The sequence below is a fragment of the Paenibacillus sp. JNU01 genome (genome assembly GCF_059130585.1).
Genome location: NZ_CP169723.1, coordinates 6,533,290 through 6,559,389 on the forward strand (window position 1 = coordinate 6,533,290; position 26,100 = coordinate 6,559,389).

A 26,100-nucleotide genomic window follows, 5' to 3' on the forward strand; every position below is an offset into this window, starting at 1 on the left:
AATGCACACTTATGAACAGGCGCTCCAGGCCGGAAAGCAATTTCTGCTGGAGCATGATGATTACCTGGTCGTGTCGCATGTACAGCCGGACGGTGACGCAGTCAGCTCGACGGTAACGGTGGGCTGGCTGCTGTCATGTCTGGGTAAGACATTCACGATGATTAATGAAGGCGATATCCCGCATCGCATGCAATTTTTGTGGGAAGCAGGCAACATTGTGAACATGACCGAACAACCACCGCAGCGAAAATATAAAGCTGTTATCTGTGTGGATTGTGCAGACTTTGCCAGAGTAGGTTTGACGCGTCATTATTTCGAAGAAGATGCTGTTATTTTGAATATCGATCATCACCCTACGAATGACGGTTATGGTACTGTCAACATCATTAAGTCAGATGCTGCTGCAACGGCTGAAATTTTATTCGATTTTCTGAACCTTTTCCAAGTAACATGGGATAAAGATGTTGCGACAGCAGTTTATACAGGATTGCTTACGGATACAGGTGGTTTCCGTTATGCCAATACCAGTCCAAATGTAATGACAACGGCCTCCAGACTGCTTGAACATGGTGTGGATGGACCTTATCTTGCCCAGACCTTGCTGGAGCAGGTGACTCTTCCACAAGTTCGAATTTTGAATCAGGCACTAACAAGCCTACAGATGACAGATGATGGAAAGATAGCCTGGGTTGTTATTACACCTGATGATATGGTAGCTTGCGGAGCGGCTAATGAAGATCTTGAAGGGGTAGTAAACTACCCGCGCAACATTCAAGGCGTGGAAGTGGGTATCTTTTTCAAAGTCATCAACGAGAACGCCGTCAAGGTTTCTCTGCGTTCGGCTGGCAAGATTGATGTTGCTGCATTAGCACAGACCTTTGGCGGAGGCGGGCATGTGCTCGCAGCCGGATGTCGTCTCGAAGGCAGTCTTGATGAAATTGTTGCAAAAGTACTGAAGCAGGTGAATTCACAATGGTAAAGCCATTTGAAGGTGTACTTCCGGTATATAAACCGGCGGGATTTACTTCTCATGATGTTGTAGCCAAGATGCGTCGCATTCTCAAGATGAAGCGCATTGGTCATACGGGCACACTGGACCCACAAGTTACAGGCGTCCTGCCGCTCTGTCTTGGACGGGCGACACGCGTCGTAGAATACATGCAGGAGCTTCCGAAGGAATATCTGGCTACGCTTAGATTGGGACTGTCTACTGACACAGAGGACATGACAGGGGAAGTCATTGAGCGTGCTGAAACACCGGTGGAAGCCACACAGGATCAGGTTCAACAGGTGCTTGAGCAGTTTCTGGGCACGATCTCTCAGGTTCCTCCCATGTATTCTGCGGTAAAGGTAGACGGCAAACGTCTTTATGAGCTTGCTCGTGAAGGGAAGACGGTAGAGCGTAAGAGCCGTGAGGTCACAATCTATGAGCTTGAGCTTACAGGGATTGAAACTCAAGGCGATACGACCGATATATCTTTCCGCGCCTTGTGTTCAAAAGGTACCTACATACGTACATTGTGTGTAGACATCGGTCGACAACTCGGATATCCATCGACCATGGTTCGACTGGAGCGTACGATATCGGCAGGTATCACTGCAGATCATTGTCTTCGTATTGAAGAAGTGGAACAACTTATGGCTGAGGGAACTTTGGCGGAGGCGCTGATTCCTGTTGACGAGGCTATTGCTTCGATTCCGGCCCACAAGGTTGGCGATGAACAGGCCAAAGGAGCACTTCAAGGTCAGAAGCTGTCTGCACGTCTTCTGGAACCGCCAGTAGAGCAACCAGGTTTATTACGGTTGTATGCTCAGGATGGTACGTTCCTGGGGATATTTGAACGGGATGAACTAAAACCAACGGTGAGGGCAGTTAAAGTCTTTTTGCCGGAATAAAGAGGTATCGGGCTTGGAGTTGAAGTGGTAATGCTCAAGCCTGGCCTATCTAGTGAAATGCAGGTGAATGATTGTGAAAACCGTAATGCTAACCTATCCGCAGACGTTACATTCGACTGAGCTGGGCGCACTTCCCCAAGTGCTTGCAATTGGTCAATTCGACGGACTGCATCTCGGACATGCAAGTGTCATTTTATCAGCTGTCCGCATTGCGCGGGAAACGGGCATGCAGGCAGCGGTCATGACCTTTCATCCACATCCGAAGGAAGTTATGCGCAAAGGGGATTACGAGGGTTATCTAACTCCCTTGAGAGATAAAGAAGACATCCTGGCAGGAATGGGCGTTGATGTACTTTATGTGGTGGAGTTCAATGAAGAGTTCTCACGTTTGACTCCACAGCAATTTGTACACGACCTGTTGATTCCTCTTCAAACACGAACAGCGGTTGTGGGTTTTGACTTCCGTTTTGGTCATAAGGGGGCAGGGGACGAACAGCTTCTTCGTACGTTGGGAGAAGGAGAGATGACGGTGGAAACCGTTCCTCCTTTCTTGTTAAATGGTGAAAAAGTGAGCAGTTCTCTCATTCGTGGCCTGTTGAAGCGTGGGGAGATGGATGAGGCCAGTCAGTGGCTTGGCAGACCTTACAGCATCAGAGGAACCGTCATTCACGGGGAGAAGCGTGGACGAACGATTGGATTTCCCACAGCCAACCTTGAACTCACGGATCATTACGTTACTCCATCGAAGGGTGTTTACGCTGTTCGTGTGCAGTATGGCGAACAGGAACTGCATGGCGTAATGAATCTCGGTGTGAAACCTACGTTTCACGAAAGCGGGATGAAACCTACGTTTGAAGTGCACCTGCTTGATTTTGACGGACACTTGTATGACCAGGAACTAAAGGTTGAGCTCGTTCACTATATTCGTGCAGAACGAAAGTTCGACTCTATTGATGCATTGATTAGTCAGATTCGTGAAGATGCATTAACCGCCGGTCGCCTGTTATCTTAAAGGTTCTGGATTAAATGCATGTTTACATTTACTTTGACTAGGCAATTATGATATACTGTACTACGTTGTCGATTGAGACAACATTAACCTTGGCTTGGTTGCTTGCTCTCACCGGCGGTGACGAGGCTAATGGCGATTATATTGAAGGAGGTGAACAGGATGGCATTGACTCAAGAACGTAAACAACAACTGATCGACGAGCACAAAACTCACGAGTCCGATACAGGATCTCCAGAGGTGCAAGTTGCTATCCTTACGGAAAACATCAGAAGTTTGACAGACCACTTGCGTACGCATAAGAAAGACCACCACTCACGTCGTGGACTTTTGAAAATGGTAGGTCAACGTCGTAAGCTTTTGGCTTACGTGAAAAACAAAGATGTTAAACGTTACAGCGCACTGATCGAAAAACTCGGATTGCGTCGTTAATTATCGTACATGTTTTCAAAACCAACCTGGCTGTTATCCGTCATTCTTTTGTCTAAAAGGACAAGCGGAACTTACAGCCGGGTTGTTTTGTAGATGAACATGTTGCCATATATTTGTAGATGGGGCTCCGTGAGGAGCTTTTGTTGTGCAGGTTAGCATGTTGAAAGATCCATACATAGCTAATGAATGCAGGACAAGCAGGAAATACTGTGAATATGCAGAATCCATTGAATTAGGAACGAATAAAAGGAGGGGTTTCATGGAACAGCGTGTTGAAATGCAGCTTGGTGGAAGAAAGCTTACGCTTGAGACTGGGCGTTTGGCCAAGCAGGCTAATGCTGCCGTTAAGGTAACATACGGGGATACCGTTGTATTGTGTACCGTGACAGCATCAAGTGAGCCGAAAGATCTGGACTTTTTCCCATTAACGGTGAACTATGAAGAAAGATTGTACGCCGTAGGTAAAATCCCGGGTGGATTTATTAAACGTGAAGGCAGACCGAGTGAGAAAGCAATTCTTTCAAGCCGTCTGACAGACCGTCCAATTCGTCCATTGTTCCCGGAAGGCTTCCGGAATGATGTACAAGTTCTGAATATTGTTATGAGTGTGGATCAGGATTGCGAACCGCAAATCGCTGCAATGATTGGTACATCAGCAGCATTGAGCATTTCGGATGTTCCATTCAGCGGACCGATTGGTGGCGTAAAAGTTGGACGCATTGATGGCCAATTCATCATTAATCCAACGATTGCACAGCTTGAAATCAGTGAACTTGAACTGGTGGTTGCAGGAACTAAGGATGCCATCATGATGGTTGAGGCTGAAGCAAACGAATTACCTGAAGAAGTGATGCTCGAAGCAATCATGTTCGGACATGACGAGATCAAAAACATTGTTGCGGTAATCGAACAACTCGTGCAAGTTGCCGGTAAGGAAAAAATGGCTGTTAAGTTGCATGCCGTTAATACTGAAGTCAACAGCAGTGTGCGTGATTTTGCAAGTGCTCGTCTGGTTGAAGCTGTTAAAATTGCTGAGAAGCATGCTCGTCAAGATGCAATCGATGTAGTGAATGACGAAACGGTTGCTCACTTTGAAGAGAAATATATTGAAAGTCCTGAATTGCTTAAAGACGTGAAGGAAGTTCTGCACGATATCGTTAAAGAAGAAGTGCGCCGTCTGATTACGCATGATAAAGTTCGTCCAGATGGACGTGGTCTTGCTGAGATTCGTCCAATCGAATGTGATACTTCCCTGCTGCCACGTACGCATGGTTCAGGTTTGTTCACACGTGGTCAAACGCAAGCACTTAGCATCTGTACACTTGGTGCACTTGGCGATGTTCAAATTTTGGACGGAATTAGCCTTGAAGAAACGAAACGTTTCATGCATCATTATAACTTCCCACCATTCAGCGTAGGTGAAGCTCGTCCATTGCGTGCTCCAGGCCGTCGCGAAATCGGACATGGTGCTCTGGGTGAGCGTGCGCTTTCCAAAGTAATCCCTTCCGAAACAGACTTCCCATACACGATTCGTCTGGTATCAGAAGTTCTGGAATCCAACGGTTCAACTTCCCAGGCAAGTATCTGTGCCAGCACACTAGCTATGATGGATGCAGGTGTACCTATCAAAGCTCCAGTTGCGGGTGTAGCTATGGGTCTGATCAAAGACGGAGATCATGTATCCATTCTGAGTGATATTCAAGGTATGGAAGATCACCTCGGCGACATGGACTTCAAAGTAGCCGGAACACCTGAAGGTGTAACTGCGATTCAAATGGACATCAAAATTGATGGAATTGATCGTCAAATTTTGTCTGAAGCATTGGCTCAAGCCAAAGAAGGTCGTTTGCACATCTTGAGCAAAATGACTGAAGTGATGAATACACCACGTGAGCAGTTATCACAATATGCGCCTAAAATTACAACGATGCATATCAATCCGGACAAAATCCGTGATGTTATTGGTGCAGGTGGTAAAATTATCAATAAAATCATCGAAGAAACCGGTGTTAAAATTGATATTGAACAGGATGGACGTGTCTTTATCGCTTCTTCCAACCAGGAGATGAATGATAAAGCCAAAGCGATTATCGAAGGTATTGTACGCGAAGTATTGGTCGGCGAGATTTATGTCGGTAAAGTAAAACGCGTTGAGAAATTCGGTGCATTCGTTGAAGTACTTCCAAACAAAGAAGGTCTGGTGCACATCTCACAACTGTCAACAGAACGTGTTGCCAAAGTGGAAGATGTTGTAGCCATCGGTGATTCCATTACGGTAAAAGTAACGGAAATTGACCCACAAGGTCGAATCAACTTGTCCCGTAAAGCGGTTTTGACTGCTGAAGCTCCGGCTCAATCCTAGGATACCGAAGCAACAGGTTATAAATGGATAGATTGAATGAAGAGACAGAATGTGAATTTCTGGCTCTTTTTTTAACGTTTAAATACGAAAAACAAGGATGAAACCATGGCTTAGTATTCATATTCCTGCCCTTGTCTTCATATGATGGGGACAAAGACGGCGGGAGGATGGAGCTGTGGGAAACCAATCCAAAAAGCTGGCGGCTGTTCTGGCAGGTGTGACTGCGGTCATGTTGATCGGACAAGTTGGCAGTGTACGTACATACATTACGGAGATCCGTGATGGGCCAGGTACGCAAAATGCTTTTGACATGTTCAAGGAAGCAACGGGAGAAGATGCGCTGTTGTCGGCGATTCGGGATAAAGCGGCTGAGACAAAAATTGCTCCGGTAAATGCCAGGGTAGATCGGGTATGGAAAGCGATTCCTGGCTATAATGGCATGGAGATTGATGTGGAAGCGACATACCGTAAGGCACTGAGTGGAACGTTGAATACCAAAATTGCTTATATCTACCGTCAGATTGAACCGGCGATTCAGCTTAAAGATTTGGGTGCACATCCGATCTATCGGGGAAATGCGAACAAACCGATGGTTTCTTTTATGATTAATGTCGCGTGGGGGAACGAATATATCATACCGATGCTGGATACGCTCGATGCAGAGAAAGTGAAAGCCACTTTTTTTCTGGATGGAAGTTGGTTAAGCAAAAACGTTGAACTGGCCAAGGAAATTCAGAAACGAGGGCATGAGCTGTCCAATCATGCGTATTCTCACCCGAATATGAGTCGATTGAGCGCAGAACGAGCCAAGCTGGAAATTAGTAAAACGCAGGATCTGCTCCATAAAACACTGGGGGTAGAGAATCGCTGGTTTGCTCCGCCTTCAGGTGACTTTAATCAGAAGACCGTTGATATTGCTTCTTCCATGGGATTGCAGACCGTGTTATGGACAGTAGATACTGTAGATTGGCGTAAACCAAGCCCGGATGCCGTTGTTGCCAAAATTGCGAAAAATACCGAAGCAGGCACGTTAATTCTAATGCACCCTACAGCTGCTTCTTCGGGAGCTTTAAAGGGTATGATTCAATCCATTCGGGCCAAAGGTCTCGTGCTCGGAACGGTAAGTGAGACGTTGTCTTCGGAGCGTGTAAATACCCCTGCGGTTGAGTGAACGTTGTTTTTTTGTTAATATCAAAAAGTTGGAACCAAATGTCGATTTCAATTTCAAGGTTGAGATCAAGGCAATTATAGAGATGTAGGAGGGCCAACCATGAAAAAAATTCAGCTGGGCAATGGCCTCAGAGTTGTCATGGAACAGATACCGACCTGCCGTTCTGTGTCTTTCGGAATATGGGTCAAGACAGGTTCGCGTAATGAGCAACCTGCAAGTAACGGAGTATCACATTTTATTGAACACATGTTATTTAAGGGAACAGATCGTTATGATGCCAAGGCGATTGCGGAACAGTTCGATGCGATTGGTGGTAACGTGAATGCGTTCACTTCCAAAGAATACACGTGTTATTATGCAAAAGTGTTGGATGAACATTTACCGATTGCCGTTGATGTGTTATCTGATATGTTTTTCCGTTCCAAAATGGATGATGGTGAATTGATCAAGGAGAAAAACGTCATCCTGGAAGAAATCTCAATGTATGAAGATACGCCTGATGATATGGTTCATGATCTGATGGCCTTGGCCGCTTATGGTGAGCATCCGCTCGCATACCCTATCCTGGGTACGGAAGAACGTCTCAAAGCGATGGATTCCAGCCATCTGCGTGCATATATGAAGGAGCACTACACAATTGAGAACACGGTCATTAGTATTGCGGGTAATATTGACGACAGTGTAATTGATCTGATGGAGAAGCATTTTGGTGCTTTTGATGTTAATGGAGTAACAGAAGCAGTGACGATGCCGGCGTTCCAAAGCGGACAGCTCTTCCACAAAAAGAAAACGGAGCAGAATCATATCTGTATCTCGTTCCCAGGCTGTAAAATTGGAGATCCGCTTCAATTCGCTATGGTTGTTCTGAATAACGCTATTGGTGGAGGCATGAGCTCCAGACTGTTCCAGGAAATTCGTGAGAAACGGGGACTTGCATACTCCGTGTATTCCTATCATAGTTCTCATGCAGACAGCGGACTGTTCACGATATACGCGGGTACAGCGCCGAAACAGACGAAAGAAGTGCTCGACCTCACCAAAGAGGTTCTAGGCGACCTGGCTGTAAACGGCTTGTCCGAAGATGAACTCCGCAAAGGAAAAGAACAGCTGAAGGGAAGCCTGATTCTCAGCTTGGAAAGCACAGGCAGTCGCATGAACCGTCTGGGTAAAAACGAGCTGATGCTGGGCAGACACCATACGCTAGATGAGATGATCACCAAAATTGAGCAAGTAACCATGGACGATATTAACGCGGTGCTTGATCTGATGTTTGCTGAGCCTTTTGCACTTGCCATGGTTGGCGCTTCAGATAAGACGATCGCTGGATTGAGAAGGGATGATTTTGTTGCATTACGTTCAAATACAGAAACTGCCGGGCAATGAAGATATTAAACTGCCTCAAAAAATGTCGGAGCTGGCATCCGGCTTTGATGTCGTAGCTGCACTTCAGGAAGATGTTGTATTGCAGCCGGGTCAGCGTACGCTGATTCCAACAGGACTGGCAATGGCAATGCCGGCTGGATTGGAAGCACAGATTCGTCCTCGGAGCGGACTGGCTTTCAAACATGGAATTACCTGCCTCAACACACCGGGTACCATTGATGCGGACTATCGCGGAGAAGTCAAAGTACTGTTGATCAATCTGGGTCAGGAACCGTTCACGATTGTACGGGGAGAGCGCATCGCACAGATCGTCTTCCAGACGGTGCCTGCGGTTGAATTGACGGAAGTGACGGAACTTTCAGAAACGGTACGTGGCGAAGGTGGATTTGGTCATACCGGGAAATAAACAGCGTATATATACCCATTCTTTAGAGTCGTCCCTGACAGGGGCGGCTCTTTTTTACATTTGAGAAACGGACGGTTGAATGCAATTATTGTTTTCACCCCGCTGTGGGCCCCTGCATACGATAAGGCATACATGTGGTGAAAGGAGTGACGTCCCGATGCTGACCGGAGTCCGGATTGTAGTCCTGGGCGGAGATGCGCGGCAGCTTGAAGTCATTCAAAAGTGCGCAGAGCTGGATGCAACGGTAAGTGTGGTGGGTTTCGATAAAATAGAGCGTTCCATTCCGGGGATTGAGCATCAGGAACTGGAGGACGAAGTATTTGCTTCCGCAGATGTACTGGTACTGCCTGTTGTCGGTTGCGATGACCAGGGAAAAGTGAGTACTTCATTTAGTGACACGCCGATCTATTTGAAAAAGGAACATATTGCAGCATTACCGGAGCATTGTATTGTGTTCACAGGTATGGCTAAGCCATTTTTGCGCGAACTTTGTCTTGAAAATGGGCTGCGACTTGTTGAAGTACTTGATCGTGATGATATTGCACTGTACAACTCCATTCCAACAGCTGAGGGAGCCATCGCCATAGCTATTCGGGAGACGGACTTCACAATCCATGGTTCGGAATGCATTGTGCTTGGCCTTGGTCGAACAGGATTCACAATGGCCAAAACACTGCAGGGACTTGGAGCAAATGTACGGGTGGGAATCAGGCGGGAAGAGGATGCTGCCCGCGCTACAATAATGGGCTGGAAGCCTTTCATGACAACGGATTTGGCCGCTCAAACCGGGGAAGTTGACTTGCTTTTTAATACGATACCGACTATGATAATCACAGCACAAATCCTGTCCAGAATGCCGCAAAAGGCTGTTATTATCGACCTTGCATCCGCTCCTGGCGGCTGTGATTTCAGGTATGCAGACAAACGCGGTATCAAAGCGCTACTTGCGCCTGGCCTCCCCGGCATTGTTGCTCCCAAAACGGCTGGCGGCATTATTGCCGACGCGTTGATCCGTTTACTTTTGGAAGAACAGAACGCACGGGAGGTTAAATCATGAACTGGCAGGGAAAAACGGTAGGTTATGCAATTACGGGTTCTCATTGTACGTTTGAAGAGGTTATGCCGGTTATTAGCCGCTTCGTGGCTGAAGGTGCCAATGTCATTCCGATTATTTCGAATTCGGTGCTGACGACCGATACACGCTTCGGTACGGCGCAAAATTGGCAAAAACAGTTGAAAGATATAACAGGTAATGATATCATTTCTACAATTGTTGAAGCGGAGCCATTAGGGCCTTCCAAGCTGCTTGATGTGCTGGTGATTGCTCCATGCACAGGGAATACAACAAGCAAGCTGGCTAATGCGATGACCGACAGTCCAGTGCTGATGGCAGCCAAAGCGCAGATGCGCAATCAGCGTCCGCTTGTACTTGCCATTTCCACGAATGACGGTCTGGGCTTGAATGCTGCGAATATCGCCAAATTGCTCGTGGCCAAATACTTGTATTTTGTGCCATTTGGGCAGGACGATCCAGTGAAGAAACCAAACTCGTTAGTCGCCAAAATGGAATTGATTCCAGAGGCTTGCTGGAGTGCCCTTGAGGGCAAACAGTTGCAGCCGATGATTGTGGAGCGTTCTTCACAAGCTTAAGAGATCAATGATTCGGTGACAACGTTTATGCGCTTGGAGAAATGAAGGGTTTGAGAGACAAAGAAAATCATGGGGGACGATATGCTGGATTGAACAGCTACTTGTGTCCACGTTCCTGTCTATAAGGCATTCCTGCTTGCGGGCAGTAAAGGTTAAGCAAGCGGGAGAGGTCTATTGTGAATGTATGCGTCAGGATCTCGATAACAACCGCCACCTTTGAGTTGTGATTGTCTAAGACAATTACAAAAAACAAAGAGTGGCATGGAATGCCGTATAAAATGCTGAAATTATCGCATCAGAACGCTCCCTAGAGTGATCCATTTGTTGATTTGACCCGTGTCCAGTCTTCTTGCGTACACAAATGGAGGAATAAAGATGCGTATCATGGTACAGAAATTCGGAGGCACGTCTCTCTCCACTGTTCAGGCGAGAGAGCATGTGCTCCGTCACGTTAAACGTGAACTTGAGGCAGGATTGAGTATAGTCATTGTTGTGTCTGCGATGGGACGCCGAGGCGAGCCATATGCGACCGATACGTTGCTGGACTGGGCTGCACAGAACGGAAACGCACTATCCGCACGCGAAAAGGATTTACTGCTGTGCTGTGGTGAAATCATATCGGCGACAACTTTGAGCAGTTTACTCGAACATGAAGGCATTCCAACTACAGTGCTGACCGGTGCACAAGCAGGTTTTGTGACGGACGACAATTTCGGGAATGCCCGGATATTGGATGTCCGTCCTGTTCGTGTGTTGGAGCAGCTGCAGCTCGGGCGTGTCGTTATTGTAACCGGATTCCAGGGGCAGACGGAGAATGGAGACTTCACGACATTGGGTCGTGGGGGAAGTGATACATCTGCGACAGCGCTTGGTGCAGCGTTACGTGCTGAAATGGTGGATATCTACACCGATGTGAACGGGATACTCACAGCCGATCCGCGAATTGTTGAAGATGCGCGTCCGCTGACTGTTGTGAGTTATGCCGAGATCTGTAATATGGCCCACCACGGGGCCAAGGTAATCCATCCACGTGCGGTCGAGATTGCCATGCAATCCCAGATTCCAGTGCGGGTAAGATCTACTTTTGCAGACACGGAAGGAACGCTGGTCACGCATCCGGAAGGATTTCGGGATGTGCAGACAGGCATTGTTGACCGTTATGTAACAGGTATCGCCTACGTGAGCAATGTCACGCAAATTACGGTGGATGTACCTGGTGGTGCAGATCGGCTGCAACTAAAAGTGTTCAAAACCATGGCTGAGAATTCGATCAGCGTTGATTTTATTAATGTTACCCCCTCGGGAGTTGTCTATACGGTTTTTGACAGTGATTCCGAGAAAGCCATACAAGTATTGCAGGAGATAGGTCTCAAGCCACAAAGCCTGTCCGGTTGTGCCAAAGTGTCCGTCATCGGCGGAGGCATTAATGGTGTACCCGGAATTATGGCTCGAATCGTCGAGTCCTTGACACTGGCTGACATTCAGATCCTGCAATCAGCAGATTCGAATACAACGATCTGGGTACTCGTAAAAAAAGAAGATATGGTTCAGGCCCTGAGGGCACTTCACGCCTCATTCGAACTTCATTTGTAAATAACTGAAGTTAGAGGAGCCAAACCTGTTTTGAAGGAGGAATCGAATTGGACTTTGGAAGATTGATTACAGCAATGGTCACTCCGTTCAATGAACAAGGAGAGATTCATTGGGAGGAAACGGCACGTCTAATCGACTATCTGATTGTAGATCAAAAGTCGGAGACGCTCGTAGTTTCCGGAACAACAGGGGAGTCTCCAACACTTAGTGATACTGAGAAAGTTCAATTATTCGAATTTGCAGTGAAACATGCAGCCGGCCGGTGCAAAATTATAGCCGGAACGGGAAGCAATAACACGGCACATTCCATCCATTTGACACAGGAAGCTGAACGTGCCGGAGTGGATGGCATATTGTTGGTTGTTCCGTATTACAACAAACCAAGCCAAGAAGGCTTGTTCAGACATTTTGAAGCGATTGCTGGCTCTACCAAGCTGCCAATTATGCTGTACAACGTGCCTGGGCGTACAGTAACCAGCCTGTCAGCAGCAACAACGCTTCGTCTTGCAGAAATCCCGAATATCGTCGCTACGAAGGAATGTGCCTCTACAGAGCAGGTTACGCTGATTGCAGCAAGTGCTCCAGAACATTTCAGAGTCTATTCCGGTGACGATGCTTCAGGCTTGCCGGCGATTGCGGTTGGAGCACATGGAATTGTCAGCGTGGCGAGTCATGTCGTAGGGGCAGAAATGAAGAAAATGATTGACGCCTTCTATGGCGGTGCACCTCTTCAGGCCGCTCAGATTCATCAACAGCTGTTCCCTGTGTTTAAAGGCCTGTTCGAGTGTCCACAGCCTCTACCGAACCCGGTAGCGGTAAAATATGCACTGACATTGCGTGGTTTGAACGTTGGCTCTGTACGTTTGCCTCTTATTCCGCCAACGGAAGAGGAGCAGGTGTATATCAAAGGTCTGCTTAATTTGTAAACATTTTGGTTGTATATGGAACTATTTTATTAATCATGGGAATATCTTCAGATCAGGAAAAGAACCGCTCCTCTTCATAGAGGCAGCGGTTCTTTTTTTACGAGTAATGTGAGGTTTCTTTTCCATTGCTAAGGGGAAACCTACAGGTTAACGAGAGAGTGACTTGTTTTTTTTGTTTTTAATCATGTATAATGATGTCAAGTGACTGGGTGCGGTATTTTTTTGAAATTGAAAGCGACATCGTTTCGTGGTGTGGCTTTGCGGTGAAAAAGGAAGGAACGGCTAAGAGGGAATTTTCAACTCCAACTTGTTGGTAAAAGGGAATAACTTCGAAGAACTTCTTCCAAATATCGTGAATAAAGGTGTTCTTTTGCATTCATCCCAATAGATGGGCATGTGATGTATGGACTACTTTTCTTAACTTACAATAAATAATAAGGTACGACGTCCAACTACCATAGGAGGTTTAGATTCATTTGTCTAAGAAAAATAATAACGATAAACTGATGATTTTTGCTTTGGGCGGCGTAGGCGAGATTGGTAAAAACATGTACGTCATCCAATACGCCAACGACATTGTAGTCGTAGATGCTGGTCTGAAATTCCCTGAAGAAGATATGCTTGGTATTGATATTGTCATCCCTGACATTTCTTACCTGACTGAGAACCGTGACAAAGTAAGAGGAATTATCCTTACTCACGGACATGAGGATCACATTGGTGGTCTGCCATATGTTCTCAAACATCTGAATGTTCCTGTATACGGAACAAGACTTACGCTTGGACTTGTAGAGAACAAGTTGAAAGAAGCGAATTTGCTAGGTGAAACAAAACGTATTCTGATTGATGCGGATTCCGAGATTCAACTTGGAACTGCATTGAAAGCTTCGTTCTTCGCTACTAATCATAGTATTCCGGATTCTGTTGGTGTATGTGTCGAAACACCGGAAGGTGCAGTTGTTCACACAGGTGACTTCAAATTCGACCACACGCCAGTCAATGGTCAATATGCAGATCTTCAGCGTATGGCACAGATCGGAACAAATGGCGTGCTTGCGCTTTTGTCTGACAGTACGAACGCTGAGAAACCTGGATTCACACCATCGGAGAAAAATGTGGGTATCGTTCTGGAAGATATCTTCCGTAAAGCAAGTCAACGTGTTGTCGTAGCGACATTTGCTTCCAACGTACACCGTATCCAACAGGTGATCAATGCTGCAGAAGTGACTGGACGTAAAGTTGCAGTTATTGGACGCAGCATGGTGAATGTGGTGGGTATTGCTTCTGAACTGGGTTACCTTGAGATTCCGGATGGCATGATCATTGAACCTGAAGAAGTAGGCAAGATGGCTGCAGATCGTGTCGTGATTCTCTGCACAGGAAGTCAAGGAGAGCCAATGTCAGCACTGACACGTATGGCTCGTTCCACGCACCGTAAAGTGGACATCCTGCCAGGCGACACTGTCATTATCGCTGCAACACCGGTTCCAGGTAACGAAAAATATGTAGGCCGTACGATTGATGAACTGTTCCGTCTGGGCGCTAACGTGCATTACAGCGGTGCTAACAGTGGTGTTCACGTATCTGGTCACGGTAGCCAGGAAGAGTTGAAACTGATGCTCAACCTGATGAAACCGAAATTCTTCTTGCCAATTCACGGTGAATTCCGTATGCAGCGTCGCCACGCGGTTCTTGCTGAATCTGTAGGCGTTGAACCGGAAAACATTTTCATCACGGACATCGGTGAAGTGATTGAAATTCAAGGTGGAGCAGCACGTAGAGCAGGTAAAGTCACTGCAGGTAACGTATTGATCGACGGCTTGGGTGTAGGCGATGTGGGTAACATTGTACTGCGTGACCGCAAATTGTTGTCACAAGATGGTATCCTTGTTGTCGTGGTAACACTGAGCAAACAGGATGGAAAAATTGTTTCCGGTCCTGACATCATCTCTCGCGGATTTGTGTATGTACGTGAATCGGAAGGACTTCTTGATGAGGCCAACCGGATCGTTAGCAGCACATTGCAGAAGTTGATGAGTGAGAACGTTAACGAGTGGGCTTCACTCAAAACAAATGTTAAAGATGCTTTGGGACGCTTCCTGTATGAGCAAACTCGTCGTAGACCGATGATTTTGCCAATCATTATGGAAGTTTAAAATAGGCTAAACAAAAACATATATTCAGGCACACAGTCGCCCCTTCTCTACGAGTAATATTGGACGGTTCCTCGTAGAGAAGGGGCTTTTTTTGCGTTTTTCAGGAAGATCCGCAATATGGTCAATATGTAAGCAATTTGGATGTAGCGGGTATAAGGCGGCTGGAAAAATCCCCATACTAAGGAATACATTAAATGTTTCTGGAGAAGGGGATTAATGAAATGAATGAACGTATGAATGGCAAGCAGGCGTCAAAATCCAATCAACCGGAAGTTGAAGCGCCAGAGATTCCGATTCAAGAGGACAAGAACATCTCGCCCGTGACAGAGACGATTCAGCAATTCGGGCAGACACAGTCGCCGGCAGGTGAATCAAATATTTTCTGTATGACCATTATTGGACAGGTCGAAGGGCATCTGATTTTGCCGCCACAAAATAAAACAACAAAGTATGAGCATATCATTCCACAGCTGGTGGCTGCAGAGCAGAATCAGCGTATTGAAGGTATACTCATCATTTTGAACACGGTAGGTGGAGATGTAGAGGCCGGTCTGGCCATTGCAGAGATGATTGCTTCTCTAAGCAAACCTACGGTCACTGTGGTCATTGGAGGCGGACATAGCATTGGAGTGCCGATTGCTGTAGCTTCAACGTATTCTCTGATTGCCGGAAGTGCAACGATGACAATCCATCCCATACGGATGAACGGCCTTGTCATTGGTGTACCTCAGACGTTTGAGTATATGGAGAAAATGCAGGAGCGGGTTGTACGGTTCGTGACGTCTCATTCGAATATCTCGGAAGAGATGTTCAAAGAACTGATGTTTAAGACCGGTGAGTTGAACCGGGACATCGGCACAGCTGTAGGAAGCGCGGATGCAGTGAAATATGGATTGATGGATGCGGTAGGCGGAATTGGACAAGCTATTGCTCAGTTAAATCAGCTCATAGGAGACAAGAGACAGACGCTGCAAGCGGGAGGTTATACCCAATGACGTTATATACAGTGATGCCCCCTGAACAACTCTGGTCAGGAATGTGGAAAGAGGGCGAAGATACAAGAGAAATCAAGATGAATGGTTTATTAATGCAGGTGAGGCCTGTAAATGACAATGAAGCCGTTATTGTACGTTTGCTGGATTGTCCACTCGAAGCCTATCTTAATCCTGCCAATATGCCCGGTTCGACCATTCCGCTTTCGGGTAACTTGGGATCAGCATAACGCGACGAATTCAGACAAATTGAGCAGAAAAAGAACATATGTACGGATTATATTTGTATGGTATAATATTCTTCTGGGGGTGACCTGATTTTGGCCAGAAGAAAAAAGAGGAAAAAAAAGGGCGCTGGTTTTAGTGGCGTTTTAAAATATGAAATTTACGGAATTGTGCTTATTACCCTTGCTGTCATAGCATTATCGGGTGAAGCCACCGTTGGACGTTCGCTTTCCAAGATGTTCGGACTGATGCTTGGTAAGTTTTATTTTGCGATTCCGCTTGTTGGTATTTATTATGGTCTCATGGTGATGATTCACCGGAAATGGCCGAGTGGCTGGACCACACGCAAAACAGGACTGGTATTGCTGGTCTTTGCCTTAACCCTGATGAGTACCGTCTCCGCAATGCACCAGAAGCTCATTCCGGTTGGTGCGCTTGAGCCTGGTGCTGTGATTACACAGGTACATAATGATATGCAAACCGAGTTGTTAACCCCTGTTGTACCAGGGGAGAGGGACTCCATGCTTAACAAGGATATCAGCGGTGGTTATCTCGGAGCTGGGCAATTCGCTCTTTTCCTGTGGCTGTTCGGCAGTCTGGGTGCGAGACTCATCATGATTGTCATGTTTGTCATCAGTTTTATGTTGATTACGAGTCTATCTTATGTGGATCTGATTCGAATATTCCGAACCAAGATTTGGGATGCCGGGAGTTCGATGTACAAGAAGATGGAATCGCGGTCTTCTGCACGATCAGCTGTAACTTCTGATGGAAGGAAAAAAGGTAACGCTCGTAAAGTGGTACCTGTCCCTGTTGAAGATGATGAAGACGAGTACGAGGATGAATTAGAGGAACAACATTTGCCAAAACGAAAAGCCCCAATATTCTTTCAGCTTTTTGGAAAATGGGGAGCTAATCGAGAGCAAGAGACATCAGGACGTGAAATGGATGAGGTCGATTCAGTTGAAACAGAACAGGTTGTATACCGCGCCGAGCAAGATCACAATGTAGAGACGTGGCAGGATGCAACCGAAGACGTAGCGAACAAATCAGCTTCATCACATGTTCCGGTTCAGGCCAAACCTAACTCAGCGCCGATCATTCGAGACTTTTTTGAGCATGTCAGAGCCGAAGATGCAGGCATTGAAGATGATTTGGACGATGCTTATCCTTTCCCTGATGATCTCGCTGATCCAAACGTAGTTCAACAGGGCGAACATGACATTAAAATAACGGATGAACTTGTAGAGACAGAGTGGTCAGCATCCGGTGCAGGTATGGACGAGCTGAATGCTGAGGATGGGCTTCAGAGTGGAGAAGAAGTGCCTAATGATGCAATGTTGGGAGCAGATACTCCAACTCCTGAAGGGCAGGACACACAACCAGTGAAACCACCACCCCCTCCTCCGAAGCCGTACAAGCTGCCATCCTTCCGTCTTCTTGCCAAGCCTAACAATGCGGGTAAGGCAGGCGACCAGAAGGATTATATGCAGACAGCGCGTAAGCTGGAAGCTACACTGGAAAGCTTCGGTGTTCGTGCCAAAGTACTTGAAGTGGTTCGGGGTCCTGCTGTTACAAGATATGAAATTCAGCCTGATATCGGTGTCAAGGTCAGCAGAATTGTCAGTCTGACTGATGACATTGCGTTGGCTCTGGCTGCAAAAGATATTCGGATGGAAGCGCCGATTCCCGGGAAGTCCGCTATAGGTATCGAGGTTCCTAATGGCGAGGTGTCGGTTGTAACGATGCGTGAAGTAATGGAGACGGCAACATTCCAGGATGCAGAATCCAAAGTGACCATTGCATTTGGCCGGGATATTTCCGGACAGACAATCATTGGTAACTTGGCTCGCATGCCCCATTTGCTGGTCGCGGGTGCGACAGGTTCCGGTAAGTCTGTGTGTATTAACGGAATTATTACCAGCATATTGTACAAAGCAAAGCCGGATGAAGTGAAGTTCCTGATGGTCGATCCCAAGATGGTTGAGTTGAACGTATATAACGGCATTCCTCATCTGATGGCGCCAGTTGTAACTGATCCCAAACGAGCGTCACTTGCTCTCAAAAAGATTGTGGTCGAGATGGAGAAACGATATGAACTGTTCTCCAAATCAGGTACACGTAACGTCGAGGGTTACAACAATCTGATGAAAGACAATCCTGCGGCTGTTCTGCCTTATATTGTTGTCATTGTGGATGAGCTTGCAGATCTCATGATGGTTGCAGCCGGAGATGTCGAGGATGCCATTGCAAGACTCGCTCAAATGGCTCGTGCAGCCGGAATCCATCTGATTATTGCCACACAACGTCCGTCTGTTGACGTTATTACCGGGGTAATCAAGGCCAACATTCCATCGCGAATTGCCTTCGGCGTATCTTCACAAGTGGATTCCCGAACGATTCTGGATATGGGTGGGGCTGAGAAGCTGTTGGGTCGTGGAGACATGTTGTTCATGCCTATGGGTGCATCCAAACCGGTTCGTGTACAAGGTGCCTTTATGAGCGATGAAGAAGTCGAGAATATTGTAAACTATGTACGGGGTCAAGGTGAAGCGCAGTATGATGAGTCCATTGTACCTGAAGTGGATGATTCCATTCAGGCGGCAGATGAAGTACAGGATGAGTTATATGAGCAAGCGGTACAGATTATTTTGGAGGCAAAACAAGCGTCAGTCTCCCTATTGCAACGTCGTATGCGGGTTGGTTACACACGTGCGGCGCGTTTAATTGACTCCATGGAAGCCCGGGGGGTCATCGGTCCTTACGAGGGTAGCAAACCACGGGAAGTGCTGGTATCACTTGAACAGTATCAACAGAATAAAATAAGCTCATAGTGACTTGGAGCATCGGTCGTTTAAGCCCTCAACCTATTGGTTGGGGGCTTTTTGTATGCTCTGCAGACTGAAGTTTTGCCATCTACTCCAAAGATCGGATGATTTGGTGCATAGGAAACAAGCAGGCTTGTCATAATAACCTTAGCGATTCTGTTAATCCCACAAGAGAAAGGTAGAGCACAGTCGATGCGAAAAATGAACCTATGGCTTTTCACTGCTATTTTGCTGATATCCGCATTGGGAATCCGTTATTTGCTTCCTGGGAATACAGCAACGGAAAGTTCAGCCGAGCGTACACCGCAGGTAGAAGAAAAGGCCTTGCCTACGTTTAGCAGCAATACAGTGAAATATGGAAGTTACGGTCAGGATGTATATGAGCTTCAGGGACGTCTGAAGTATCTGGGATTTTACAATGGTAAAATCGACAGTAATTTTGGCAGCAGCACACTGAAATCCGTCAAATGGTTTCAATCCGAGTTTGGCATGAAGGCAGATGGGGTGGTTGGAGCTGAAACCAAGCTCAAGCTGTACAATGCGTCAACCAAATGGTCGCCAACAGAACCGCCGCTACACAAGGAATCCTCAGGTGGGGGTGGAGGAAGCAACAACAATACGGCAGATAAAGAGCAAGACAATATGGGATCTGCCAATGCACTCGGTCTCTCCGAGAATGAACTCAAGATTATGGCTAACGCCGTATATGGTGAAGCCCGGGGTGAACCGTTTGAAGGTCAAGTCGCAGTAGCGGCAGTTATTCTGAATCGCGTAAAATCCCCAAGCTTTCCGAGTACACCCTCAGGGGTAATTTTTCAACCCGGTGCATTTACAGCTGTAGCGGACGGACAGATCTATCTAGAACCAAACGCACAAGCCAAGAAGGCAGTTGAGCAGGCCCTGAATGGCTGGGACCCATCCGGTGGTTGTCTCTATTATTTTAATCCCAAGACAGCAACATCCAAATGGATCTGGACCCGTCCACAGGTGAAAACAATCGGGCAGCATATTTTTTGTATGTGATGATGTTGGAAGCAACCAGAAGGCGTGACTTCGGTTGCTTCTTGCCTTTTGAATGGGTTAAAATGGTTGTTACATTTAGCGTAATACGATTGCATGACAAATGACGCCGTAAAGGGGTTTTGACATTTGAATACATCAGGATTCGAACGAGGCAGCAAGAGAGAGTTTCGTATACATGTGCTTCCGACTAAACGTTTCAAAACGTTTGCTATATCGCTATATGCAGGCGTTCCCTTACGAGAAGATACAGTAACCAAAGTAGCGCTGACACCTTTTGTACTACGACGGGGGACGGAGTCCTATCCGGAAACAACGCAATTTCGTGAACAGCTGGAGCATCTGTATGGAGCCGGTTTTGGTTTTGACGTCTATAAACGCGGGGATTATCAGATAGTACAGTTTCGGATGGATACCATTAATGACTCCTTTGTTGGAGGCGATGAGCAGCTGCTGGATCGGTCATTTGCCTTCCTGGGAGAGGTTCTTACCCGACCTGCACAGGAGAATGGACATTTCAGGACGTCGTATGTACAAGCAGAGCGAGAGACGGTTCGGAAAAAGCTGGAGTCCATCGTTAATGATAAAATGCGGTATGCCGCTGAACGCAGTATCGAGGAAATGTGCAAGAACGAGCCGTACCGTCTTCACCCCCTGGGTGAGCGAAAGGATCTGCCCGGGATTGAGCCTGACATACTGACTGCGTCTTATCAGGAGTGGCTGCAACAGGCGAGTATGGATCTGTATGTGGTAGGGGATACGACACTGGAGGAGGTGGAGAACCTTGTTCAGCGTCATTTCAATGTAGATCGAACGTCCTCCTCCGATTACCAGACACAGGCCGCGGTTCGAGGAGATAAGGAAGTAGAGACCGTTGTTGAGCGACTGAATGTGAGTCAGGGAAAACTCAATATGGGACTCCGTACATCGATTACTTATGGAGATCCTCAGTATGCAGCGGCACTCATGTACAACGGGATTCTCGGTGGGTATCCTCATTCCAAACTGTTTGTTAATGTTCGTGAAAAAGAAAGCCTGGCGTATTACGCTTCTTCGCGATATGACGGACATAAGGGCATTGCCACGATTCAATCCGGAATTGAAATCCCTAATTATGAGAAGGCTGTCACCATCATCAAGCAGCAGCTGGAGGAAATGAAAAGCGGTACAATCAGTGATCTGGAAATGTCCCAGACCAAAGCAATGATTCGTAACCTGCTTAAGGAGATGCAGGATTCTGCTTTTGAGATGATCGCTTATGATTTCAATCGACAGTTGTCTGGCAAAGAGAGAACGGCTGAAGAACTGCTAGCTCAGGTAGAACATATTAGCAAGGAAGATGTTCGTGAGGCGGCAGAACAGTTCCGTCTGGATACGATTTATTTCTTGCGGGACGAGAAGGAGGAATAGTCGGTGGAGAGCATTCGGTATGAACATTTGCAGGAGACACTATATTACGAAGTAATGGATAACGGACTGCATGTCTATATTTTGCCTAAACCGGGATTCCAGAAAACGTATGCTACGTTTGCAACCAAGTATGGATCGGTGGATAATCATTTTCAGGTTGAGGGACAGGAAGCAGTCAAGGTTCCGGATGGAATTGCCCATTTTCTGGAACACAAAATGTTTGAAGAACCCACAGGCGATATTTTTGCAACATTTGCGTCTCACGGTGCCTCAGCTAACGCATTTACGAGCTTCGATCAGACGGTTTATTTGTTTTCAGCGACCGAATATGTGAATGAAAATATACAAACATTAGTTGACTTTGTGCAAAATCCTTACTTTACGGATCAAAATGTGGAAAAGGAAAAAGGCATTATTGGGCAGGAAATTGATATGTATGCTGACAATCCGGATTGGCGAGTTTATTTTGGATTGATCGAAGCCATGTATCAGAAACATCCGGTGCATATCGATATTGCAGGAACGGTGGAATCCATTCGTACGATTACCAAAGAGATGTTGTATGAGTGCTATAACACCTTCTATCACCCCAGTAATATGCTCTTATTCGTGGTAGGTGGTGTAGATCCACAGGAAGTGATTGATATGGTTCGTTCGAACCAAGAACAGAAGGATTATAAGCCACAGGGGAGTATCGAACGTTTCTTCGAACCGGAGCCAGAGCAAGTAGGAGAAGCCAGACGGGAAGCAAAACTGGCTGTTTCACTGCCAAAATGTCTCTTTGGATTCAAGGAGACGGACATTGGACTTACTGGAGAAAAATTGTTGCGGCGGGATATGACAACGCAGCTGATGATGGATCTTTTGTTTGGTTCAAGCACACGATTATTTCAGAAGCTCTATGATGAAGATCTGATCTCGGACAGCTTTGGACATGAGTATAACAGTTCGCCGCAATATGCGTTTTCAGCTATTGGTGGTGACACGAAAGATCCGGATCAACTGCTGGCACGTATACGTGAAGAAGTGGATGCCATTGTAGAAAAGGGGTTCGAATCCACGGATTTTGAACGTGCACGCAAAAAGAAAATAGGCGGATATTTGCGTATGCTCAATTCTCCGGAGAACATTGCGCATGAATTTACACGTCAGCAATTCCGTGGCGGTGATTTCTTCAATATGCTTCCGCTCTATGAATCGATTACACTGGAAGATGTAAATTTCAGACTGAGAGAGCATATTCGCTGGGATCAACTGGCTGTATCGCTAGTCGTGAGTCCTTGATATGGAGAGGGGAACAGGACAATTGAAGGCAATTGGGGAAATGACTGTACTGGTGACTGGAGCAAGCGGTGGCATCGGAGCCGCTATCGCAGAACGTTTCGCCAGAGTGGGAATGAATGTTGTTATACACTATATGAAATCGCATGAGGCAGCGAATGAAGCTGCCAGACGGTGCATGGAACAGGGCAGTGGGAGAATCATGACGGTGTCTGCGGATCTTCGCAGCCGGGAACAGATTGAACGTATGCGTGAGAAGCTGGAGTCACACAATCTCATGCCAGATATCCTCGTGAACAATGCAGGAATCTCGCACTATGGGATGTTGTCTGATGTTACAGAGGAGATCTGGGATGAAGTGATGGCCATTAATCTCAAAGGCACGTTTATGTGTACACAGGAAATGATGCCTCACATGATCTCCCAAAGGTATGGTCGAATCATTAATGTATCGTCGATCTGGGGGCTGTCTGGTGCCTCTTGCGAGGTGCTGTATTCCACAACCAAGGGCGGGGTGAATGCATTCACCAAGGCACTTGCAAAAGAACTCGCACCTTCCGGAGTAACCGTAAATGCTGTGGCTCCTGGCGCCGTTCAGACATCCATGTTGAACCATCTGGATCAGAGTGAACTGAAGATGCTGGAAGAGGAAATTCCGGCAGGAAGACTTGCTCAACCTGATGAAATCTCATCACTGGTTTATTTTCTGGCCCTCCCTGAATCGGGGTATATCAATGGGCAGATTATCAGTCCAAATGGCGGTTGGTTAACGTAAGCAGCAAGTAAACTTGAGTTGCTATGAACGAAACAAGTGAAGGTTGGCCGAGAAGCATCCGTCTTCCGGATTATTTTCAAAATGCTCGTATATAAAATGCTTCGAAAGCACATATTACAACTGTTGATTTTAAATCTCATGCGTCATCTAAGGAGGATTTATCATGTCAACAGAAAAAACAGTGCTCTCCAGCTTTGACACATGGAAGAAGTTCCTGGGTGACCGCGTACTGCAAGCAGAGAAGATGGGGATGAGTGAAGAAACCATCAACAAACTTGCGTATGAAATCGGCGATTTCCTTGATGAGAAAGTCGATCCGGCGAACCATTCCAACCGGGCATTGAAAGAGTTATGGGATGTCGGCGATGCAGATGAGCGTCGTACGATCGCGTGCCTGATGGTCAAATTGGCCAAACAAAACGCATAAGATTACAGATGAAGAGCTCCCGCAAGGGGGCTTTTCTCTAATGATTACAAACGGATTACAGAGCTGTTCTTGTAATTCATTTTCATTTTATATATCATTAACGTGACCCATTTTTAGAAGATGTCTCAGTTTGCTGTCCAGTGGACACGTTCTGTTGCTGTCGAATAATGTGGAATAATGCATTACGGGGTGTTGAAATGGAATCTAAACAATGGTACATGGAATATAAAATACATAAGAACAGACCCGGTTTGTTAGGCGATATTGCCTCTATGCTGGGGATGCTTGAAGTGAATATATTGACCATTAACGGTGTGGAAGGCAAAACGCGAGGTATGCTACTTGAATCGGATGATGATGAGAAAATCCGTTTGCTTGGTGAAATGCTTGGCAAAGTCAACAGCATCACCGTATCGGCTTTGCGTCAACCTAAATTGGTGGATATTTTGGCTGTGCGTCATGGCAGATATATTGACCGTGACTCGGATGATCGCAAGACATTTCGTTTCACACGAGATGAACTTGGGTTACTTGTGGACTTTTTGGGTGAAGTATTTAAGAGGGAAGGCAATCAGGTCATCGGTTTGCGCGGAATGCCTCGTGTTGGTAAAACGGAGTCCATTATTGCGGGCAGCGTATGTGCGATGAAGCGATGGACTTTTGTTTCCTCCACACTTCTTCGTCAGACGATAAGAAGTCAAATGTCCGAAGACGAATTGAACCCGAACAATGTTTTCATCATTGATGGAATTGTAAGTACGATTCGTTCCAGTGAGCGGCATTACAATTTGTTGCAGGATATTATGTCGATGCCAAGTACAAAGGTTATCGAACATCCGGATATTTTTGTGCAGGAATCCGAATATGATTTTAATGATTTTGATATTATTATTGAATTGCGCAATATTCCAAATGAAGAAATTATTTATGATACGTTTACGGCAAGCTATACCGACGAACTATAAGGCTCCGTACGGAATCATGGAATAGATTAGCAACAACTCATGAGATAAACATAAGGAGGAGATGGCATGTCTGAACTGGGTCAGCAGTTAAGAGAGGCCCGGCTGCAAAAAGGGATGAGTCTTGACGATGTACAGGAAATGACAAAAATTCGCAAGAGGTATCTGGAGGCCATAGAAGCAGGAGACTATAAAGTGCTGCCGGGTAGCTTCTATGTGCGTGCTTTCATTAAAACCTATGCGGAGACCGTTGGACTGAACCCTGATGAGCTGCTGGAGGGACACAAAAAAGACGTACCGGCAGAAGAGGCGGAAGCAACGATGGAACCGGTAATACAGAAGCGTTCCAGCCGTCCGGTTGAGCGTAGTAATCGATGGATGTCTGTCGCACTGATGTGGACATTCCCTGTTTTGATCGTAGTACTGTTGTATGTATACGTGGTGTATAACAATGGTGATGAAACGGATAATCAAGGACTTGATTCGGTCAAAATTACAGACAGTCAACAACAGCCTGAAGATAAACCGGATCAGCCTGCCGATAACGGACAGGCATCTAATCCGCCTGCAACAGACTCAGGCACTGATGGTAAGGGTGAAGGCGACGCTGGCGGTAACGGTGGCGGAACAGACACGGAAGGACAGACGGATGGTCAAACTGATGGTCAAACTGATGGCCAAACTGATGGCCAAACAGACGGTCAGACGGGAGAAAATCAGGAAGAACCGACAGATAATTCATCGTCTGCTGTAACGGTTGCAGAAGATGGGAAGTCAGGCAATATTACGAACTTTAAAGTTAACGGAAGTGCAGGCAAACCTGTAACGGTTACGATCAAAGCCACAGGTCATAGCTGGCTGGAAGTATACAAGGGCGAGAACTCCAGCGGAGAGAAGTTGGAGTATGGTAACACAGCCGAAGGCGACAGCTATACTTTTGAGCTGGATAGTGCAGGCATGTACATTAAGTCCGGTTACGCTGCAGCGACCACGATTGAGGTTGGCGGGCAAGTTGTAACGGATGGTAAGGCAACCAATCGGATCCGTTTGAAGCTTGGTGAAGACACTGGCAATACTGCTACTTCCACAGGTGCTGAAAATGGTTCAACGGACAGTACAGAGGGTACCACTGGTAGCGAATAACCCGGTCAACTGCAGGAGACAATAACTGTGTCTTAACTTGCAGTTAACTTTTG

General features: G+C 46.5%; 23 protein-coding genes. All 23 read left to right on the plus strand.

What is annotated here, in order from left to right; all coding sequences use genetic code 11:
- The first annotated feature begins 1 nt into the window (after nucleotide 1).
- The 23 genes from NLBNIHML_RS28760 to NLBNIHML_RS28870 all read left to right on the plus strand — a co-directional run bounded on the left by NLBNIHML_RS28760 (nucleotide 2) and on the right by NLBNIHML_RS28870 (nucleotide 26,047).
- Entirely contained in the window at nucleotides 2–979 is a 978-nt protein-coding gene (locus NLBNIHML_RS28760) for a DHH family phosphoesterase (RefSeq protein ID WP_339260459.1), read from the plus strand.
- On the plus strand, nucleotides 973–1,896 hold the full coding sequence (gene truB, locus NLBNIHML_RS28765) for a tRNA pseudouridine(55) synthase TruB (protein WP_494353321.1): 924 nt from the start codon (nucleotides 973–975) through the stop codon (nucleotides 1,894–1,896). Before NLBNIHML_RS28760 ends, truB begins: the two co-directional genes overlap by 7 nt.
- Before the next feature lie 73 nt (nucleotides 1,897–1,969).
- Nucleotides 1,970–2,908 (plus strand): bifunctional riboflavin kinase/FAD synthetase, encoded by a 939-nt coding sequence (locus NLBNIHML_RS28770; RefSeq protein WP_445252553.1) that lies wholly within the window; start codon nucleotides 1,970–1,972, stop codon nucleotides 2,906–2,908.
- Between the two features lie 159 nt (nucleotides 2,909–3,067).
- A complete protein-coding gene (rpsO, locus tag NLBNIHML_RS28775) occupies nucleotides 3,068–3,337 on the plus strand; it encodes a 30S ribosomal protein S15 (protein ID WP_056700672.1) in 270 nt (89 codons plus the stop codon).
- A gap of 259 nt (nucleotides 3,338–3,596) precedes the next feature.
- The gene (gene pnp / locus NLBNIHML_RS28780; protein ID WP_472478710.1) at nucleotides 3,597–5,699 is read left to right on the plus strand and encodes a polyribonucleotide nucleotidyltransferase; all 2,103 of its coding nucleotides are present in this window, start codon (nucleotides 3,597–3,599) and stop codon (nucleotides 5,697–5,699) included.
- Nucleotides 5,700–5,874: 175 nt separating this feature from the next.
- On the plus strand, nucleotides 5,875–6,870 hold the full coding sequence (locus NLBNIHML_RS28785) for a polysaccharide deacetylase family protein (protein ID WP_494353322.1): 996 nt from the start codon (nucleotides 5,875–5,877) through the stop codon (nucleotides 6,868–6,870).
- A 99-nt stretch (nucleotides 6,871–6,969) separates the two neighbouring features.
- Nucleotides 6,970–8,253 (plus strand): M16 family metallopeptidase, encoded by a 1,284-nt coding sequence (locus tag NLBNIHML_RS28790; protein WP_076326816.1) that lies wholly within the window; start codon nucleotides 6,970–6,972, stop codon nucleotides 8,251–8,253.
- On the plus strand, nucleotides 8,213–8,659 hold the full coding sequence (gene dut / locus NLBNIHML_RS28795) for a dUTP diphosphatase (protein ID WP_339241652.1): 447 nt from the start codon (nucleotides 8,213–8,215) through the stop codon (nucleotides 8,657–8,659). The genes NLBNIHML_RS28790 and dut overlap by 41 nt, the downstream gene beginning before the upstream one ends.
- Nucleotides 8,660–8,816: 157 nt before the next feature.
- A complete protein-coding gene (gene dpsA / locus NLBNIHML_RS28800) occupies nucleotides 8,817–9,716 on the plus strand; it encodes a dipicolinate synthase subunit DpsA (RefSeq protein ID WP_339302964.1) in 900 nt (299 codons plus the stop codon).
- Nucleotides 9,713–10,309: a dipicolinate synthase subunit B gene (locus NLBNIHML_RS28805; RefSeq protein WP_062833836.1), complete on the plus strand. Its 597-nt coding sequence runs from the start codon at nucleotides 9,713–9,715 to the stop codon at nucleotides 10,307–10,309. The genes dpsA and NLBNIHML_RS28805 overlap by 4 nt, the downstream gene beginning before the upstream one ends.
- A gap of 375 nt (nucleotides 10,310–10,684) precedes the next feature.
- Nucleotides 10,685–11,902: an aspartate kinase gene (dapG, locus tag NLBNIHML_RS28810; RefSeq protein WP_494353323.1), complete on the plus strand. Its 1,218-nt coding sequence runs from the start codon at nucleotides 10,685–10,687 to the stop codon at nucleotides 11,900–11,902.
- A gap of 47 nt (nucleotides 11,903–11,949) precedes the next feature.
- Nucleotides 11,950–12,828 (plus strand): 4-hydroxy-tetrahydrodipicolinate synthase, encoded by an 879-nt coding sequence (gene dapA, locus NLBNIHML_RS28815; RefSeq protein WP_339241657.1) that lies wholly within the window; start codon nucleotides 11,950–11,952, stop codon nucleotides 12,826–12,828.
- A 476-nt stretch (nucleotides 12,829–13,304) separates the two neighbouring features.
- Nucleotides 13,305–14,984: a ribonuclease J gene (locus NLBNIHML_RS28820; protein WP_062833839.1), complete on the plus strand. Its 1,680-nt coding sequence runs from the start codon at nucleotides 13,305–13,307 to the stop codon at nucleotides 14,982–14,984.
- 221 nt (nucleotides 14,985–15,205) lie between these two features.
- On the plus strand, nucleotides 15,206–15,979 hold the full coding sequence (locus NLBNIHML_RS28825; RefSeq protein ID WP_339241658.1) for a ClpP family protease: 774 nt from the start codon (nucleotides 15,206–15,208) through the stop codon (nucleotides 15,977–15,979).
- The gene (locus NLBNIHML_RS28830; protein ID WP_036609282.1) at nucleotides 15,976–16,206 is read left to right on the plus strand and encodes a YlzJ-like family protein; all 231 of its coding nucleotides are present in this window, start codon (nucleotides 15,976–15,978) and stop codon (nucleotides 16,204–16,206) included. The genes NLBNIHML_RS28825 and NLBNIHML_RS28830 overlap by 4 nt, the downstream gene beginning before the upstream one ends.
- 90 nt (nucleotides 16,207–16,296) lie before the next feature.
- Nucleotides 16,297–19,035, plus strand: a complete 2,739-nt coding sequence (locus tag NLBNIHML_RS28835; RefSeq protein WP_494353324.1) for an FtsK/SpoIIIE family DNA translocase — start codon at nucleotides 16,297–16,299, stop codon at nucleotides 19,033–19,035.
- Nucleotides 19,036–19,221: 186 nt separating this feature from the next.
- Entirely contained in the window at nucleotides 19,222–20,052 is an 831-nt protein-coding gene (gene sleB, locus NLBNIHML_RS28840; RefSeq protein WP_339260469.1) for a spore cortex-lytic enzyme, read from the plus strand.
- Between the two features lie 126 nt (nucleotides 20,053–20,178).
- Complete coding sequence (gene yfmF, locus NLBNIHML_RS28845; RefSeq protein ID WP_342572596.1) at nucleotides 20,179–21,459, plus strand: EF-P 5-aminopentanol modification-associated protein YfmF; 1,281 nt, start codon at nucleotides 20,179–20,181, stop codon at nucleotides 21,457–21,459.
- Nucleotides 21,460–21,462: 3 nt separating this feature from the next.
- A complete protein-coding gene (gene yfmH, locus NLBNIHML_RS28850) occupies nucleotides 21,463–22,743 on the plus strand; it encodes an EF-P 5-aminopentanol modification-associated protein YfmH (RefSeq protein ID WP_472478707.1) in 1,281 nt (426 codons plus the stop codon).
- A gap of 1 nt (nucleotide 22,744) precedes the next feature.
- Complete coding sequence (gene ymfI, locus NLBNIHML_RS28855) at nucleotides 22,745–23,515, plus strand: elongation factor P 5-aminopentanone reductase (RefSeq protein WP_253433898.1); 771 nt, start codon at nucleotides 22,745–22,747, stop codon at nucleotides 23,513–23,515.
- Between the two features lie 163 nt (nucleotides 23,516–23,678).
- The gene (locus tag NLBNIHML_RS28860; protein ID WP_017689119.1) at nucleotides 23,679–23,942 is read left to right on the plus strand and encodes a DUF3243 domain-containing protein; all 264 of its coding nucleotides are present in this window, start codon (nucleotides 23,679–23,681) and stop codon (nucleotides 23,940–23,942) included.
- A gap of 197 nt (nucleotides 23,943–24,139) precedes the next feature.
- A complete protein-coding gene (locus tag NLBNIHML_RS28865) occupies nucleotides 24,140–24,907 on the plus strand; it encodes a DUF3388 domain-containing protein (RefSeq protein WP_036609270.1) in 768 nt (255 codons plus the stop codon).
- A 66-nt stretch (nucleotides 24,908–24,973) separates the two neighbouring features.
- Entirely contained in the window at nucleotides 24,974–26,047 is a 1,074-nt protein-coding gene (locus tag NLBNIHML_RS28870; protein WP_494353325.1) for a helix-turn-helix domain-containing protein, read from the plus strand.
- The last annotated feature ends 53 nt before the right edge of the window (nucleotides 26,048–26,100 follow it).

Bases quoted from the DNA above. Each gene is read 5' to 3' on its own strand.
- NLBNIHML_RS28860 (WP_017689119.1), top strand. From the start codon at position 23,679: ATGTCAACAGAAAAAACAGTGCTCTCCAGCTTTGACACATGGAAGAAG.
- ymfI (WP_253433898.1), top strand. From the start codon at position 22,745: ATGGAGAGGGGAACAGGACAATTGAAGGCAATTGGGGAAATGACTGTA.
- NLBNIHML_RS28830 (WP_036609282.1), top strand. From the start codon at position 15,976: ATGACGTTATATACAGTGATGCCCCCTGAACAACTCTGGTCAGGAATG.
- NLBNIHML_RS28870 (WP_494353325.1), top strand. From the start codon at position 24,974: ATGTCTGAACTGGGTCAGCAGTTAAGAGAGGCCCGGCTGCAAAAAGGG.
- dpsA (WP_339302964.1), top strand. From the start codon at position 8,817: ATGCTGACCGGAGTCCGGATTGTAGTCCTGGGCGGAGATGCGCGGCAG.
- NLBNIHML_RS28825 (WP_339241658.1), top strand. From the start codon at position 15,206: ATGAATGAACGTATGAATGGCAAGCAGGCGTCAAAATCCAATCAACCG.
- NLBNIHML_RS28865 (WP_036609270.1), top strand. From the start codon at position 24,140: ATGGAATCTAAACAATGGTACATGGAATATAAAATACATAAGAACAGA.
- NLBNIHML_RS28805 (WP_062833836.1), top strand. From the start codon at position 9,713: ATGAACTGGCAGGGAAAAACGGTAGGTTATGCAATTACGGGTTCTCAT.
- sleB (WP_339260469.1), top strand. From the start codon at position 19,222: ATGCGAAAAATGAACCTATGGCTTTTCACTGCTATTTTGCTGATATCC.
- dapG (WP_494353323.1), top strand. From the start codon at position 10,685: ATGCGTATCATGGTACAGAAATTCGGAGGCACGTCTCTCTCCACTGTT.
- rpsO (WP_056700672.1), top strand. From the start codon at position 3,068: ATGGCATTGACTCAAGAACGTAAACAACAACTGATCGACGAGCACAAA.
- NLBNIHML_RS28790 (WP_076326816.1), top strand. From the start codon at position 6,970: ATGAAAAAAATTCAGCTGGGCAATGGCCTCAGAGTTGTCATGGAACAG.
- pnp (WP_472478710.1), top strand. From the start codon at position 3,597: ATGGAACAGCGTGTTGAAATGCAGCTTGGTGGAAGAAAGCTTACGCTT.
- truB (WP_494353321.1), top strand. From the start codon at position 973: ATGGTAAAGCCATTTGAAGGTGTACTTCCGGTATATAAACCGGCGGGA.
- NLBNIHML_RS28760 (WP_339260459.1), top strand. From the start codon at position 2: ATGCACACTTATGAACAGGCGCTCCAGGCCGGAAAGCAATTTCTGCTG.